We start from the raw sequence: 15781 nt of genomic DNA on the forward strand, positions 1-15781 counted from the left end.
TTACTCCGACAGCATCTGTACTTTTTCGTTACGGATCATAGCTTGAGGCTGCTGGCGAATGACTTCGCCTTTCTCATTAAGCGAAAGGGTTCCGGTCAAGCCTTCATGTGAAAGGTATTTAAGCGTGTTTAGCATGCCTAGCTGAGGCAGCAGCTGGTAAGCATCGAAGCCAAACGCAAACAAACGTTTTTGCATGGTATTCTGATTTTGCCAAGCTTGCTCCACCTCTTGCTGAAGAGGTTGCCAATTGTGTGAAGGCATCAACCATGGCATATCGATAAAATGCACATTTTGTAAATCACGCCATTGGTTTTTTCCGCTGTCGTAATCCATCGAACGAGATGTGGCATACACAGGAACTTGCTTACCGTCGTAAGGGTTTAAGCTTGCTTCAATTATTGGGTTTAGCAGCTCTGTGTCTTGCGGAGAGGCAAACGCGACTATGGCGTCAATATCACGTCTGCTGCGAGGCATATTGTACACTTCATCGTTGGTCATGTACTCAATTTGATTAATGCGATCATTGCTTTGGGCAACATCGAGTGCTTGAGTGATACCCTCGCGAAGCGAGTTACTGTCGTTAAAAGTAACCGATGTTATGTTAGTGCGACGCTTATTCTCTTTATTGTTAAGCGCTCTCCAATGCGTCTTAAACGTGGTGTCCATTCGCTGATATAAACTGCTTTGAGCCGCAATAACGATAGGGGCACGGTAGCCTTTATTGAAGATATATTCAGCAAGCTGCTTGGCTTCATCTTCTGGGGCAAGACCGAAATAGTTCAACGAAGTGGCTAGACCTAATGCATCCAACTCCCCTTGGGGTTCGGTGGCTTTCAAAACGTTGGCAGGCATAGTTGAATCATTATTTAGCGCAGGACTGGGCGATGTCGCTAGCGTATTGCTGGTCGACGTATCATTTGCTACTACTTTGTTTATCAGTTCTTCTGGCCGATTCAATGCTAGTACGTTCACACCTGTCGGTAAATTAGGAATTAAACTTTCTACGGTATCTTTTAACAGCGGGCCAACAATGAATTTAGTGTCGCCAATTTCATTTAGTAGGTGCTGCGTATCAACGCCATTAGTGTCAATAAAACGAAGTCGCGGCAGTAAGTGCTCATCTTGACGTTTTTCAACATCAGTATAATAGGCCGACATTATACCATTTTTTACTACTTGCCCCGTGCGCGCTAAGCGGCCGGAAAGTGGAAGTAGTACTGCAATATCATTGGCGCCAGCGTCAGTAAGCTGTGTTGCTTTAAGCACATTGTTAGGCAAAGTCGTTTCTAAAATGTGCCCGCGATAAACTTGTTGAAACTTTTGAAGTTCTCTTGCTAATGTTGCGGGCGATGAAGCATTCGCTTCAGTCAACTCGCGAAGCGTGATGAAAGGTGATAGAGCGGGATATGCTTTTCCTACTTTTGAAAGCGTTTCTGTCGTTATGGAAGTGAGCCACTGCCATACCTGCTGTACTTTATCTTCGTCTGGCAAGTTGGTTTGTAGCACGCTATTGGCTGCTGCTGCAAAATTACCTTGCTGTGAGTACAGCTGAGTTTGAAGTTCTGCTTTTTGGAATGCAGTTTCCCCTGTGCCCATTACACCATCGAGCATTGCCAGCAATTCGTCTGCTGACGCATCAGGCATCCCCGCATAGGCTTTGGTAACTAAAAGAGAATAGTACGAGTAGTTACGTTCTGACACACCATCTTCTTTAACTTCATACAACACCTGCTGCGCTAATACAGGTTGCTGGTTTTGAAGGTATAAATCAGCGGCTTGCAGTAATAAGCTATTACGCTGTTCTTTATCTCGGGTACGTTCCCATACCTTCTTAGCTTCTAGGAGTTTGTGCGAAGGTGTGACGTTCTCTTCAACCTGGGTGATTTCAATTGGAGTCGGTTCCACTACCACAGGTTTCGACTGAGTTTTTGGAGTACTCCCACAACCCGATAGTACCAATACCGTAGCAATGGCTGATAGCGTAAAAATTTTTCCAGATTGTCCGATATGACGCACAGTTTCATTCCTTTTACATCGTTATAGGTCAAGTTTATCTTAACCAGTGTGAAAATCTACGCTTGCCAGCATAATCTGGACTAATGGCGTGGTACACTTATCGCATAACCTTTCAATTTAACGTAAGACTTAACCACTGTTATGACAGACACCGCCACTCTTTATATTGTTCCTACGCCTATTGGCAATTTAGATGACATCAGTGCTAGAGCAATTCGCGTATTAAGTGAAGTTAACTGGATTGCTGCCGAGGACACCCGTCATAGCGCGCGACTTCTACAGCACTTTAGTATTGGAACTAAGACCCTTTCACTTCACGAGCATAATGAAGATAAGCGTACAGCTATGCTTTGTGAACGTTTGAAAGGTGGTGAATCTGTTGCTTTGATAAGTGATGCGGGCACGCCACTTATCAGCGACCCTGGTTTTGTTTTAGTGCGTAAATGCCGTGAGCAAGGCATTCCAGTTAGTGCTTTGCCCGGACCATGCGCCGCAATTACTGCATTAAGCGCGTCAGGACTGCCTACAGATAAATTTACATTTGAAGGCTTTTTGCCAGTTAAAACCCAAGCGCGTGAAGGTGTATTATCAGCGCTATTAGATAGAACTTTCACCACGGTTTACTATGAAGCGCCTCGTCGAATTCTAGATACGGTTACCGACATTCAGCGTGTGTTAGGCGAACGCCACATTGTTGTGGCTAAAGAGTTGACTAAAACCTTTGAAACCTATGTAAGTGGTAACGCACAAGATGTGATTGATTATCTTAATGCCGATGCTGCACACCAAAAAGGTGAGTTCGTTGTGATGATTGGTCCCGCTAAAGTAAGTGACCAAGCAATACCCAGTGAAGCAATGTCACTCCTAAATACCTTGTGCGAGCACATGCCGTTGAAAAAAGCAGCGGCTGTGGTAGCAAGTCATTATGACTTGAAAAAGAATGCGCTGTATCAAGCAGGGCTAGATGCAAAAGCGTAATTTGCTCTAAGAAAGATTGATCTTAAGCGTCATCGGCGAAATACAAAGTAGTACATTGTATGACAGTCCAAGATGAATGGGCTGGTTACTAAAGGAGGCGCAGATGACAAAGACTCTTAAAATCACCATGTCTGATGGCAAATGGCTGGTAGATATATTCTCTCAAACGAATGACTCTGGCGTTTACGATTTAATCCATCCAAATGATGTGACAGAAGTCTCATTGAACGAAGGTGAGATGTACGGCTTTCGCTACAGTTTGCAGGGGAAGCCTGGCACAACCTTTAAAATAGAATTAGGTAATGATGTCCTTGCTGAAGGAGAGATTGACAAATCTGAAGCTGCTTCGGGTAGTGGTGTGGTATAGCTATAACGTGTTACTACTATCAACAGTATTGAGAGCCGAAGCCGCAATTTGCGGCTTCGGGTTCAATTTTCTAATAGCTAAATACCCTCTGGGAACAAGCTTTCTTTTGTTACTACCTGTATGCTTTCAATAACTTGACGCACTTCGTCGTCGAGTTTTTCATTTCGAAGCGCTAATGTCCGGTTTCGCTCAAACAGTTCGGTGTGGCTTTCCAACCTTCTTCCCATTTTTCTCCATGCTTGCACCCTAGCTTCATATGGCCATGCTTCAAGTTCAATACGGTGAGAATCTAACTGAGTTAGAAGCATGGTCGCGGCTGCCGCCATAGACATTCCGCCTGGCCAGTTAGGATTGTTATTTTCGGGGTCGAAGGAGACGAACGCAGTCATTAATGGGCCATAGTTTTTCAGCCAGTCATAATACCTATTAAAGGCTTTTTCATCGTATTCATCGACGTCAAAATTGTAAGACCTGCGGTCTGAAACGGTGACCCTAGAAGGGGTGTTGTCGACATAGACGGCAGTAGTTGTTGTTGAGGTAGTTATCGCTGGCGCATCGGTAGCATCTGGCATGGCATCATCAGCGCCCCCCACTGTTAACCTTCCTCCTTTTCCTAGCCCCCCTTCAACTTCTTGCGCTTTGTAAGAGCGAAGTGCGACCACCATCTGGTTAAAAGAATCGGCAAAAGCAGTGACCAGCATTTTACCTTCAGGTGTTTTTGAGAAGCCGCCAGCGCCACCTGCTGCTGCGCCAGCAAACATGCCGCCAAACAAGCTAAAGTCGTGATTCGCAGCACTACCTGTTGCAGCAGAAACCTGAACACCGGAGCGGTTATCTATAAGCAGTAACGAGGTAGCCGCTTCATTCTTGCTAAAACCTCCGCCAACGATAGAGCCTAATGTGCCAAACAGTGCACCGGCTATGGCTTTACCGCCCTGGGTTTTTTCGGCAAAAAGTACAGATGGGCTGAGCGTGTAATCAGCTGCTACCATTTGGCCGCCCCCAATATTTGAACCAGAGCGAAGTTGCCCAGATTGCATTAGCTGACGCTCGGTGTTCATTGCATTCATAGCGCGGCCACGCTCAACAATGACAAAACAGTTAGACTGTTGAATCATTAACCTGATAACAGGGATGGTACTGCCGAGTTTTGGGTAAGTTCTGCGATACTCTGACCACCAGGGCAAACTTGTATCTTCAAAAACACTTAATGTACCGAGTGTTTCGTCACAATTCTCTAATTGCGCATTATTGTTTGAAGCCGTAGCGCCGCCGGCGCCACCACTTACTGCGCCTGAACTTCCACCTCCCATAGAAGGAGTTGTCGACATACAGGCCGTGGTTAAAAGTAGCGCACTAAGCGCAGATACAATAGGTTTGGCAAATGTGTGTACTTGAGTTGCACAGTTTGAGCCTTGATTATTCCTTCTCACGATCAATTCCTCTGATAAAGATAAGATATAACCGAGACAGGCAATTTTTGATGGTTTGATACAACACCTGAATTCGGTGTTGAACAAAAGACGACGGAGATTAAGGACTCACCTCAGAAAGGACTGGTAGGTCGAAATTCCCTTTTGACTACTCAACAATCTCAAAATAGCACTAGAGCAGATTGGGAACAAGCTAATTGATCAAATATTGATCAATTAGCTTTTGGTATACTTTTTAGTGAAGGGTTAAGGCTAAGACAAACGGCCTTTAAAGTCTTCGTAACTGAACTCACGAACTAGTTCGAAGTCGCCATTAGTTCGTAAAATACCAATAGCAGGGTGCTCTACACCGTTAAAGAACGTGGTTTTTACCATGGTGTAATGCATCATATCTTCGAACTGTAAACGAGCGCCAGCTTTTAACGGTGCGTCAAATGAATAGACATCAATAACATCGCCAGCAAGACATGAATTTCCGCCTAGCTTCACGTTACACGCTTTTTCATCTGGCATACCTGCACCTAAAATGGCAGGGCGGTAAGGCATTTCCAAAACGTCCGGCATGTGAGCGGTAGCCGAGATATCTAAAATGGCAATATCACCATCGTTTTCTACCATATCTACCACTTCACAAATTAGTGGGCCTGTTTGCCACGCAACCGCAGAGCCTGGCTCTAAGATAACGTCTAAGTGCGGGTAACGCGCTTTAAAGTCTTTTAGCGTTTTAATAAGGTGCTCTACATCATAACCTTCACGGGTCATAAGGTGTCCACCGCCTAGGTTCAACCATTTCAATTGACCAAGCCATTTACCAAAGCGCTTTTCGATAGCTTCAAGGGTACGTGCAGTAGCGAAAGAATCACATTCACAAAGGTTGTGGCAGTGGAAACCCTCTATACCTGTCAGATCCACGCCTTCTAGTTTACTGGCGCGTATGCCTAAGCGCGAGCCTGGCGCTGCTGGATCGTACAGTGGCGTATCAGCCTCTTGATGCTCAGGGTTTATGCGAAGGCCTAACGACACGTCCGCTAGTACTTCTTTGTGCGTATTCCACTGGGTTAGACTATTAAATGACAGGTGATTAACAAGGCTCGCTAATTCCTTCGCGTCATTAACTTTATACGCTGGGGAATAAGCGTGAACTTCTTTACCCATCTCTGCAGCAAGTTTCGCTTCCCATACCGAGCTTGCTGTTGCACCGTGTAAATACTGTTTAATAATGTCGAAGCATGACCACATTGAAAAGCCTTTCAGCGCGAGAATAATGCGCGCGCCAGATTCATCTTGAACCCGTTTCATTAGCTCAAGGTTTTTTATTAATTTTGCTTCTTCCAGCACGTAGCAAGGAGAGGGGATATCAGTGCGTTGAGTTAAATCGGTCAATGGGGTAAAGCTCCAAAAATAAAACTGCTTTCAATATTTATCTAACGCCCAATGTATTACATTACAGGTCATAGCTCAAAACTACGCGGAATAATACGCTCGTGTAATTTGGCCTAGTTTAAACTGTGGCGTTAATAAAAAAGGCGCTTGAATTAAGCGCCCGGTATATCGATTATTTAGTGAAAGGGCTGCTTTCACATTCAAGAACGTGCCATGGAAGACCGTGCTCGTTAAGCATATCCATGAATGGATCTGGATCGAATTGTTCCATGTTCCAAACGCCCGACTCTTTCCATGTACCATTAAGCATAAGCGCCGCGCCAATCATCGCCGGAACACCTGTGGTGTAAGATACAGCTTGTGCGCCCACTTCTTCGTTACATTTCGCGTGGTCACAGTTGTTGTAAATAAAGATAGTTTTTTCTTTGCCATCTTTAATACCTGTGATGTAAGTACCAATGCACGTCATGCCGCTATAGCCTTCAGCAAGTGAGCCTGGGTTAGGCAGTACTGCTTTCAAAAACTCTAAAGGCACAATTTTCTGACCTTGGAATTCAACTGGCTCAATGCTAGTCATACCAATGCCTTCAAGTACGCGCAGGTGGTTAAGGTAAGCATCACCAAAGGTCATCCAGAAGCGTGCACGCTTCAAAGTAGGGAAGTGCTTAACAATAGACTCTAGTTCTTCGTGGAACATCAGATAAGACGCACGAACTCCAATGTTTTGGTAATCTAGGTCTTCACGTACGCTTAGCGGATCAGTTTCTTTCCACTCACCGTTTTCCCAAAAACGACCGCGCTGAGTAATTTCGCGAATATTGATTTCTGGGTTGAAATTAGTTGCGAAAGCCTGACCGTGATCGCCGCCATTACAGTCTACGATATCAAGGTAGTGGATTTCGTCGAAGTAATGCTTTGCTGCATATGCTGTGTAAACGTTAGTTACACCTGGATCGAAGCCACTGCCAAGAAGGGCCATAATGCCCGCGTCTTTAAATTTGTCTTGGTAAGCCCACTGCCATGAGTATTCGAATTTTGCTTCGTCTTTTGGCTCATAGTTGGCAGTGTCTAAGTAATCTGTGTTAGTAGCAAGACATGCATCCATAATAGGCAGGTCTTGGTATGGCAACGCTAGGTTGATTACTAGGTCTGGTTTTACTTCGTTAATAAGTGCTTCAACTTCTTTTGCATTGTCGGCATCAACAGCGAAAACACCCTTAACGCGATCTGCACCTACTTCTTGTTGCAGTGCTTCACACTTAGATACCGTGCGGCTTGCTAAGTAAATTTCGTCGAAATGTTGCGGTAAACGTGCACATTTTTTCACAGTTACCGACGCAACTCCGCCAGCACCAATAATTAAAACGCGAGACATAATAACTAATCCCTAATTTTGCTAATGAATTTTGGGCTGAATGCTAGCAGACCAATGGGATTTGGCAAGCAAAGACAGCCTATGAAAGGACAAAAAATTTTAATCGTAACAACGAATGTAAAAGGTAGTGCACGCACTGGCGAACCTACCTTAAAAAACTATTGTAATAACCGAACTTGGTTTGTACTAGGTAATTTGAAATACAATGCTTTCACTACCGTATTGCACTAACGCGTTACCGTATCTATAGGAGGAGAAATGACTACTTTGTCATCTACCTTGTAGTAAGGATAAAGTATGAGCCGTTCTTCGTGATTTGGTGTGGCAGTTGCAATGGCAATCGCATCAAGGGTTTTACTGTCTTGAGTGTTAACTGCCGCAGCATACACTAAGACACTGTAACTGTTTGTATCTGTTGTGGTATCGATTATTCGCCACTGAAGCTGTTCAATAAGCTGTGACTCGCGCTTTTTAGTTCCAGACTCGTCGGCAAATATACAGCCGATGCGACCATTTTCATAAATAGCAGCAAAAGGATAAAACACATCACACACGGGTAACATAAGCTCACATAGATTTAGTGACTTTGACACGAGTGCATTTAACTGCGTTGGCAATGTAACTGGACGGTCGATCATAGCGTATCTCCTGTGAGTTAGCGTTGCTGTACACCTGATAATACCTACGCGTTCTTAGTCACATTAGTTTAATAATCAAAATTTTGATAGTAAAAAATTGCCTGTTCAGACAAAAAGATTATAAGTCACATCACCTTTCTCAAACCGCAATTACGCGTGCGGCAAGGTTAATAACGAAATACGCTTACTCTTCTGATATTAGCTGTTTTTGATACTTAAGCGGTGTGGTGGAAAACCACTTTTTAAACGCGTGGGTAAATGATGATTGCTCTTGAAACCCCAATAAATCTGCGGTGTCGGCAATAGAGTATTGTTTAAGAAGGTCGTCTAAACGAGATTTGCGCTCACTATCAAGAATTTGCTGAAAGCTAGTGTTGCTTTGCTTCAACTTTCGCTGCAGGGTGCGCGGGCTTATGAATAGCGCTTCGGCCATACGCTTTTGCTCACACCCTTTTAGCGTTGGGTTGGCTTTTAAAAGTGCAACGACTTTGTGAGCGATATCTTCGTGTGAAGTAGGGGAAAAATGGCGATTGTTGGTTTGAGCAAATCGTTCCCCTTTGCACTCGTCTAATTCTTCTTCAGTCACTTTTATTAGCGCGCTGAACATAGCCTTGTTTTCACTGGTAAACGGCACATGCAGTAAGTGTAGGGGAAAAATAATGGCGTTAGTGCGGGCGCAATCAATCACCTCGCAGTTAAACCACTGGGCTAACGTATTTTTTTCCAATGTACTTAAGGGGAAAGTAAAGGTAATAGCGTTTAATTGGCAGGCTGAACCCAATATTTTATAAACGGTTGCTACCCACGCGGTGGTATTGCGCAATACCATTTGTTTGCAATCTGAGCTTTTAGGCACCCACTCAACCCGGGCATCTTCAGATTCAAAAAATACGCTTGTTGTGCCGATATCAGCGACTAGCGCATCAAACCGAGTAAGCGCCCCTATGGCTTGAGCTAAATTCTCGCAACTTTCAACGAGGTAACCCAACACCCCATAATCTTTTGCCTGAATATGTTTGCCTAACTCAAACCCAAATAATGCATTGTTGGTGAGCGATGCACCTTGGTTTAAAAGCTCGACGTAGGCTTCCATGGAAACACGGGATGAACCTGGAAGTGAGCTATGCTTTTGCGTGAGTCGCGACAGTTCTCTTGTATCAACCTCTAAACTAGCTAAATAGCTTTCTATACTTTGAATATAGGCAAAAGAAACTGATGGCATATGCATGTCGCAAAATAACAAAAATCATGACGTATTAACGCAAGATCAAATAGGAATGTCAATTTATGCTAATAGTCATGAGAAGAGGACATATTGTAAATGGTTGACGTTCACTACCAAAGAATTATTCATGCAACGCCACAAGTGCTTCGCGATACGCTGCTTGATCACCCGAATTTAAGCGATTTCTTTAACGCTTCGTTTAAGGTATTAAGGGCAGCAAATAATAGTGAAGTTAGTGGCGGAGTAGGCTGCGTGAGAGAAGTGAGTATTCTAGGCGTTAGCTTTAAAGAAGAGATTGTGAAAGCAGACACAGATGGTATTGAATATCGTGTTGTTGACGACTTTCCAGTAAAAGATCATCGGGGAGTTATCAGGTTTTCCGCACAGGGTAGCCTAACCAAAGTTTCTTATCACATTAGCTGTTGCGCGCCTTGGTATATACCCAACTGGCTACTAACACGCCTTTTACAAAACGACGTAGAGCAATGTTTGAATAAGTTAGGAGCACGTTTTGATCCCTGTTGAACTTATTTTACTTGGCTTAAGCCCGGTTTTCTTACTGTGTGTTTTTGTGGAGTTCAAAAAGGCACGGCAGTTTTATAACGTAAAAGACAGTGTGAACAATGCATTACTTGCATTACTTCATCAGGGCTCTGATGCTTTGGTATTACTACTACTAATGCCTTTGTTTCTTTGGCTGCACCAGTTTTCTCTATTTAACATAGAGCTTACGGCAGTATCGCTTGTTACAGGTTTTATCCTGCAAGACTTCTTGTACTACTGGTTTCATCGGGCTTCACACAACATACACTGGTTTTGGCTGGCCCATGTGGTGCACCACAGCTCAACAAAAATGAATTTCACCACAGCGTTTAGACAAAGTATTTTGTACCCATTTGTGGGCATGTGGCTTTTTTGGCTACCAATGATACTTATTGGCTTTTCTCCCAGCCTTGTCTTTGCCATTGTTGCCATTAATCTGGCTTATCAGTTTTTTGTACACACGCAAACGATTGGTCATTTAGGCTGGGCAGAGCATCTCTTCAATACGCCTACTCATCACCGCATTCACCACGCAACCAATAAACCTTATATTGATAAAAACTATGGTGGCGTACTTATTATATGGGATAAGTTATTCGGCACTTTCGCTGAAGAAGATAAAACAATCAGTATAAAGTACGGCATAGTTGGAAAAATACCTAAGGATAATCCTCTTAGCGCCAACTTCAGTCAAATAGGTGTGCTTCGTGAACAGCTTCAGCAAGCAAAAGGAATAAAAGCAAAGTTGAAAAGGTTGTTTGGCTATCCTGTTGCAGATCGATGTAAAGGCCTGGATTAAGAAATAAACGGAATGCTATCGCTATTTAAAGAAGCGATAGCATTCGCATAACACTACTCTTTATTTGCAATTTTTTGAAGGTTGCTGTGAATTTTGAAGAGAACGATAAGTAGTTCGCACCAGATTCTTGCGCCAATACACCCGGATACGATGATGAACAGGCCGTATACGAAGCTTGCGTCGTAACCTACAAACATTGTTGTTACGCCACTTACTACTGACGCTAAAAGCAATAGCCAGTACACGAAAGTAATAATTTTAGGGGTGAGCATTGAGTCGAAGAAGAAAATATCTTTCATAATCATTCCTTGATGAAGTTTGCAGGTAGCAAGCTTTAAATTTTATGCCGCATCCTGCGACAAACTTCTTGTTGTTATCGTTAGTTTATTATTTATGAGTAAAGTGAGCATGCTCACAAATTTAGTTGTATCACTCATACGTAGTTAAAACAATACTTTGTTATAACAAGGTTTTACCTTGAACCTTGTAAACCACCCGTGTGCAATACGACGATGCGTGAACCGTCCTCAAACTTGCCTTTAGCCAGCATATCTTTAACGGCCCAGAAAGCTTTGCCCGAGTAAACTGGCTCTATTTCAAAATCCATAGTGTTATTGAAATCGCTGCAAAAGGTTTGAAGCTCACTTGGCGCTTTGGCGTAGCCACCAAAATGGTAGCTATGATCAATATGCCAATGTGTCTGGTTAACTGTTGGAAGAAATTGCTCAACCAACCCCTCTAGATAGCCTTCACCTTTTAGTACGCCTATGCCAATGGCTTTGTTGCGAGAACTAAACTCGATGCCCGTAGTACTATTACGTTTATTTAATGCATTTACAATTCCCGCCAATGTGGCGCCGCTTGCGACAGGGGCAACGATAAAATCGAAGTCTACCTCGATTTCATCGACCATATCTTTTATCCCCTGAAGCGCTAGGGCCTGGCTTCCACCTTCAGGAATGATAATCGCATTGGGGAACTCCAGCTTTAGTTCATCTAAATAAGTACTATCGTTACGCTTTTTGTAGGTAATTCTATTTACATATTCAATGCGAGTCTGCCACTGCATCAAATCCTTAATCATTGGCGATGGTGAAGCACTGTAGTCGCCGCGAATAATGGCGGTAAGGGGAATTCCAAGTTTGTAACAAGCAAACCCCAACGCATGAAGGTGGTTAGAAAAGCCGCCTCCGAAACTGATTACGGCGTTTGGCAAAGGACTCGTTAGCGCATGGCTTAGCTTTCGCCATTTGTTTCCTGACATCACAGAATGAATTGCATCGTCACGCTTAACATAAAGCGATACCTTGCTTGCACCCTCCCAGTTCGGTTTAAAAGGGATCAGAGGCGAAGGAAGAGCGAGTGACGTTTTAAATTCATCAAGGGAAAGCACGATGAGAGCCTAGAGACAGTTGATCAATTGCACATTGACAAGAGTATAACCAGATACAAATTCAATAAAAGACCTGTAATTTTTATTAGGACTTATAAGAGCATTTTTATGGTTATTAAGAAAAACGGCGTTTTACGAAAAACTGTGATTTATACCCCATCCTGGTTTTTTTATTACGTAAGAAGCGCTTGGGCTATTTGTATGTCTTGCGCCAATAAAATAGCCGCTGCATCTGCCTTTATTTTAATTTTTTCCATATCAGTGAGCGGACTAACCATGTCAAACAACGCCTATGCGCAAGAGTCTGATTCAGAACACATCAATGAGTATGTTCCCAATGCGAAACTAGTGGGGAAAGGCATGTTTTCTTACTACTTTTGGGACGTATATACCGGAGAGCTTTTTGCTTCTGAAGGCAAGTACGCAAAGCAGCCTCCTTTCGCCCTTCGTTTGACCTACCAACGGGACCTTGAGGGAAAAAAGATTGCCAAGCGCTCTATTGATGAAATGAAAAAACAGGGAGATATCGCTGCCGATGATGCTGATAAATGGCTGTCGCTAATGGAGCGTATCTTTCCTGACGTTAGCGAGGGCGATGTAATTACAGGGATTGCAACGAAAGAAGGCACAAGCGTGTTTTACGTAAATGGCAAAAAAGCGGATGAGATAAGTGACAAAACGTTTACGCAGCGTTTTTTTGATATCTGGTTAAGTGATGAAACATCGGAACCTAAGTTTAGAAGAAAGCTACTCGGAAAAGATTAGTTTAGTGATTTTATAGATATAAATCCCAAGCAGGGTTAGTTGAGCAGGATAAGTAAAATGATAAAAAATATGATGAAGTTGTGTTTAGGAGTGGGGTTTGCAGCATTGACCATGGCAGGGCTTTCTGGATGTTCTGTGTCGGTCGATGGTGAAGATTATCAGTCGGTATCTCCGGTTTTTGATATTGAGCAGTTTTTCGATGGAAACGTTAAGGCATGGGGCATAGTACAAAACCGCTCAGGTGAGGTGGTACAAAGGTTTGTGGTAAACATTGATGGCTCAATAGTGGGGAATACCCTAACACTTGATGAAACGTTTGATTATGGCGTAGGTGAAGGGCCTGAATCTCGGACTTGGAAAATAGTAAAGCAAAGCGATAACACTTTTGTCGGTAACGCGGGTGATATTGATGGTCCTGCAAAAGGTACGAGCTATGGTAACGCTTTCAATTTTCACTACCAGATGGATTTGCCGGTAGATGATACTACCTATTCAGTAACATTTGATGACTGGTTTTGGGCTTTCGATGACACTACCATGATGAACCGTTCGTACATTCGTAAGTTCGGTATTGTGATGGCAGAAGTTACTATCTTTATGCAAAAGCAAAGTGATTGATAGTTTACAGATATAAATCTGGAAAGTTTGCTGACCTGTACCATCCATAGGTCAGCATTCAGAAAAAGAAAAAGAAAAAGAAAAATAAAATTAGCGAGTACAACTTAGCGCACCAGATATCTAGATAGTGCCTGCAATTTGCTGATTCAGACTAGCTGATTTTGACGCAGATTAATCGGAAAACAAAAAACAACACCCAGACCATGTCCTTGCATTAGCGGGTCGTGCACAAACCAAGTTTGCCCATCGTGAAGCTTCACTATTGCGGAGACAAGTGATAAGCCTAGCCCATTTCCTTTGCTCGTTCTGCTGCCATCAGCGCGATAAAAGCGGCGTTCTAGATTTAATATCTCGTGTTCACCCACGCCTATGCCTGCATCATTGACGGCAATAACGATGTGTTTTTCCGTGGTAATTAGCTGAACCGCAACCATACTATTTTCATTTGAATACTTGATAGCATTATCTAATACGTTGGCTACAGCTTGGAAAAGTAAGTTAGGGTCAGCAAGCATAGTCACGCTTTCAAGCTGACTGGACAGCTGAATATTGCGCTCCTCGGCAAGGGGGTGGTAAAGGTCGACCACATCTTCAACAATAGCTCGGGCATCGGTACTACAGAAACCCTCTTTTTTGTTCGTGGTCTCAAGACCGCTTATGCGCAATAAACTATTGAACATATTCAGTAGGTTATCTGCTTCTTGAGTCGTGTCTTCTCGTAGCTGGTCGTCTTCAATTCTTTCTAAGGTATTACGAAGTCTGGAAAGCGGTGTGCGTAGGTCATGAGCAATACTGTCTGTGACTGACTTGATGTTATTAACCGAGCTTTCAATGGTATCCAGCATTTGATTAAAAACGAAGGAAAGACTGCTGAGATCGTCCCAATTGCTATCAATCTCTAGCCGCTCTTCAAGGTTACCAGTCTTTATAATCTTATCAGCGGTTTGAGACATGCGGTTAATTCGATTGACCACATAAACGGCAATGGCGAAGCTTAGAATACTTAAGGCACAAAGCAACACAACGATAATCCAGCTAAAGGTTTTGCCAAACCACTGTGCGCTATATAAGTCATCGATACCACGCCCGACATAGAGGGTATAGTCCCCTAGTACATCTTCCCTCATCAATGCTTGGCGTAAGGTTTTCCTTGATGAGCTGTTAGGCCGGGTAATAACAATTTCTGCAGTATCAAAGTTGGCCCCTTTGTGCCGCTCTAACACCAGAGGGATAGATGCTAAGTTCCCCGCAACTACTTGCTCATCTTTGCTCAGAACGACAAATGATCGCAAATGTTCGAATGAATAAGAGGGTGTTTTCGCGCTAGAAGGGCTATGGTTATTATCGTTTACAATGGCCGACTTAACGGCATCAATACCAAGGTTTTCATAGAGAGTTACGAGCGCGTTTGCTTTGGCATTAACGGCAGCATTCGACTCGGAAATAAACAAGTCACTGCTCGTTAATCGCCAAAAGTAAACAATTAAAACAATGGCAATACAAGCTAGGGTGGTGAGCAATACGCCTACGCGAAAACTAGAACTACGCGTAAAGTCGCGTATTGCTATCATGCAAGCTCGTCCGCTATGCGGTAGCCAGTGCCTCTTACGGTTTCAATAAGTGGAACATTAAACGCTTTATCCACTTTCTGGCGTAGACGGCTAATGTGAACATCAATCACGTTAGTTTGCGGGTCAAAATGATAATTCCAAACCTGCTCCAACAACATGCTCCGCGTTACAACTTTACCTTTATGACGAAGTAGACATTCAAGTAGTTGGAATTCCTTTGATTGAAGATCAATTTCTTGATCGCCACGCAATACTTTACGGTTAACTAAGTCTAGCGTGAGGTCTCCAACTTTTATCAAGGTCTTGTCATCGCCGTCTTTATTGCGACCAGCCAAACCTTCAACGCGAGCAAGCAGCTCTTCAAAGGCGAAGGGTTTAGTTAGATAGTCGTTAGCGCCGGTGCGAAGGCCTTTAACCTTATCTTCAACTTGGCTCTTGGCGCTTAGTAATAGAACAGGGGTCGTGTTACCTTCTTCGCGAAGTTTCTCAAGCACAGTGAAACCGTCGAGTTCGGGTAACATTACGTCTAAAATTACCGCGTCTAGTTCGTTACTAGCGGCTTGTTGGTAGCCTGATGTTCCATCACCTACAGTAATACATTCATGCCCTTCACCCAACAGTCCATTTGCAATGTGCGAGGCAACCTTTGGATCATCTTCTACAAGTAGCACTTTCAT

The 15781-nt window shown here is 43.4% G+C and carries 16 protein-coding genes; 6 read left to right on the plus strand and 10 right to left on the minus strand.

Annotated elements, in window-relative coordinates:
* Positions 1-2016, minus strand: a complete 2016-nt coding sequence (locus ACYX4N_RS06245; protein WP_476055958.1) for a penicillin-binding protein activator — start codon at positions 2014-2016, stop codon at positions 1-3.
* Positions 2017-2157: 141 nt separating this feature from the next.
* Between ACYX4N_RS06245 and rsmI the strand changes: the two genes are divergently transcribed.
* Entirely contained in the window at positions 2158-2994 is an 837-nt protein-coding gene (rsmI, locus tag ACYX4N_RS06250; RefSeq protein ID WP_474805276.1) for a 16S rRNA (cytidine(1402)-2'-O)-methyltransferase, read from the plus strand.
* Between the two features lie 103 nt (positions 2995-3097).
* The gene (locus tag ACYX4N_RS06255) at positions 3098-3361 is read left to right on the plus strand and encodes a hypothetical protein (RefSeq protein ID WP_474805277.1); all 264 of its coding nucleotides are present in this window, start codon (positions 3098-3100) and stop codon (positions 3359-3361) included.
* 77 nt (positions 3362-3438) lie between these two features.
* On the opposite strand, the gene ACYX4N_RS06260 is transcribed toward ACYX4N_RS06255, so the two are convergent.
* From ACYX4N_RS06260 to ACYX4N_RS06280, 5 genes are all read right to left on the minus strand, one after another.
* Positions 3439-4794: a CsgG/HfaB family protein gene (locus tag ACYX4N_RS06260; RefSeq protein ID WP_476055959.1), complete on the minus strand. Its 1356-nt coding sequence runs from the start codon at positions 4792-4794 to the stop codon at positions 3439-3441.
* A gap of 252 nt (positions 4795-5046) precedes the next feature.
* The gene (gene nspC / locus ACYX4N_RS06265; protein WP_476055960.1) at positions 5047-6177 is read right to left on the minus strand and encodes a carboxynorspermidine decarboxylase; all 1131 of its coding nucleotides are present in this window, start codon (positions 6175-6177) and stop codon (positions 5047-5049) included.
* A 172-nt stretch (positions 6178-6349) separates the two neighbouring features.
* Positions 6350-7552, minus strand: coding sequence for a saccharopine dehydrogenase family protein (locus ACYX4N_RS06270; protein ID WP_269916754.1), 1203 nt, complete (start codon positions 7550-7552; stop codon positions 6350-6352).
* 227 nt (positions 7553-7779) lie between these two features.
* Complete coding sequence (locus ACYX4N_RS06275) at positions 7780-8190, minus strand: hypothetical protein (RefSeq protein WP_476055961.1); 411 nt, start codon at positions 8188-8190, stop codon at positions 7780-7782.
* 184 nt (positions 8191-8374) lie between these two features.
* Positions 8375-9412 (minus strand): AraC family transcriptional regulator, encoded by a 1038-nt coding sequence (locus ACYX4N_RS06280; protein ID WP_476055962.1) that lies wholly within the window; start codon positions 9410-9412, stop codon positions 8375-8377.
* Between the two features lie 99 nt (positions 9413-9511).
* Here ACYX4N_RS06280 and ACYX4N_RS06285 point away from each other — a divergent pair, with 99 nt between their 5' ends.
* On the plus strand, positions 9512-9940 hold the full coding sequence (locus ACYX4N_RS06285; protein WP_476055963.1) for an SRPBCC family protein: 429 nt from the start codon (positions 9512-9514) through the stop codon (positions 9938-9940).
* Positions 9927-10757, plus strand: a complete 831-nt coding sequence (locus ACYX4N_RS06290; RefSeq protein ID WP_476055964.1) for a sterol desaturase family protein — start codon at positions 9927-9929, stop codon at positions 10755-10757. The genes ACYX4N_RS06285 and ACYX4N_RS06290 overlap by 14 nt, the downstream gene beginning before the upstream one ends.
* A 53-nt stretch (positions 10758-10810) precedes the next feature.
* On the opposite strand, the gene ACYX4N_RS06295 is transcribed toward ACYX4N_RS06290, so the two are convergent.
* Both ACYX4N_RS06295 and ACYX4N_RS06300 read right to left on the minus strand, forming a co-directional pair.
* Complete coding sequence (locus ACYX4N_RS06295; RefSeq protein ID WP_118492654.1) at positions 10811-11056, minus strand: DUF4282 domain-containing protein; 246 nt, start codon at positions 11054-11056, stop codon at positions 10811-10813.
* Between the two features lie 173 nt (positions 11057-11229).
* Positions 11230-12150, minus strand: a complete 921-nt coding sequence (locus tag ACYX4N_RS06300; protein ID WP_476055965.1) for a 1-aminocyclopropane-1-carboxylate deaminase/D-cysteine desulfhydrase — start codon at positions 12148-12150, stop codon at positions 11230-11232.
* Between the two features lie 276 nt (positions 12151-12426).
* Here ACYX4N_RS06300 and ACYX4N_RS06305 point away from each other — a divergent pair, with 276 nt between their 5' ends.
* On the plus strand, positions 12427-12915 hold the full coding sequence (locus tag ACYX4N_RS06305) for a chalcone isomerase family protein (RefSeq protein WP_476055966.1): 489 nt from the start codon (positions 12427-12429) through the stop codon (positions 12913-12915).
* Positions 12916-12972: 57 nt separating this feature from the next.
* Positions 12973-13533 (plus strand): DUF3833 domain-containing protein, encoded by a 561-nt coding sequence (locus ACYX4N_RS06310; RefSeq protein WP_476055967.1) that lies wholly within the window; start codon positions 12973-12975, stop codon positions 13531-13533.
* 146 nt (positions 13534-13679) lie between these two features.
* On the opposite strand, the gene ACYX4N_RS06315 is transcribed toward ACYX4N_RS06310, so the two are convergent.
* Both ACYX4N_RS06315 and ACYX4N_RS06320 read right to left on the minus strand, forming a co-directional pair.
* Positions 13680-15104 carry a sensor histidine kinase gene (locus ACYX4N_RS06315; RefSeq protein WP_476055968.1) on the minus strand — a complete coding sequence of 475 codons (1425 nt, stop codon included), beginning with the start codon at positions 15102-15104 and terminating at the stop codon, positions 13680-13682.
* On the minus strand, positions 15101-15781 hold the full coding sequence (locus ACYX4N_RS06320) for a response regulator transcription factor (protein ID WP_474805288.1): 681 nt from the start codon (positions 15779-15781) through the stop codon (positions 15101-15103). The genes ACYX4N_RS06315 and ACYX4N_RS06320 overlap by 4 nt, the downstream gene beginning before the upstream one ends.

It is taken from the genome of Alteromonas sp. ABH4_452, assembly GCF_056311825.1.

Bases quoted from the DNA above. Each gene is read 5' to 3' on its own strand.
- ACYX4N_RS06315 (WP_476055968.1), bottom strand. From the start codon at position 15,104: ATGATAGCAATACGCGACTTTACGCGTAGTTCTAGTTTTCGCGTAGGC.
- ACYX4N_RS06275 (WP_476055961.1), bottom strand. From the start codon at position 8,190: ATGATCGACCGTCCAGTTACATTGCCAACGCAGTTAAATGCACTCGTG.
- ACYX4N_RS06255 (WP_474805277.1), top strand. From the start codon at position 3,098: ATGACAAAGACTCTTAAAATCACCATGTCTGATGGCAAATGGCTGGTA.
- ACYX4N_RS06320 (WP_474805288.1), bottom strand. From the start codon at position 15,781: ATGAAAGTGCTACTTGTAGAAGATGATCCAAAGGTTGCCTCGCACATT.
- ACYX4N_RS06305 (WP_476055966.1), top strand. From the start codon at position 12,427: ATGTCAAACAACGCCTATGCGCAAGAGTCTGATTCAGAACACATCAAT.
- ACYX4N_RS06295 (WP_118492654.1), bottom strand. From the start codon at position 11,056: ATGAAAGATATTTTCTTCTTCGACTCAATGCTCACCCCTAAAATTATT.
- rsmI (WP_474805276.1), top strand. From the start codon at position 2,158: ATGACAGACACCGCCACTCTTTATATTGTTCCTACGCCTATTGGCAAT.
- ACYX4N_RS06310 (WP_476055967.1), top strand. From the start codon at position 12,973: ATGATAAAAAATATGATGAAGTTGTGTTTAGGAGTGGGGTTTGCAGCA.
- ACYX4N_RS06285 (WP_476055963.1), top strand. From the start codon at position 9,512: ATGGTTGACGTTCACTACCAAAGAATTATTCATGCAACGCCACAAGTG.
- ACYX4N_RS06270 (WP_269916754.1), bottom strand. From the start codon at position 7,552: ATGTCTCGCGTTTTAATTATTGGTGCTGGCGGAGTTGCGTCGGTAACT.
- ACYX4N_RS06280 (WP_476055962.1), bottom strand. From the start codon at position 9,412: ATGCCATCAGTTTCTTTTGCCTATATTCAAAGTATAGAAAGCTATTTA.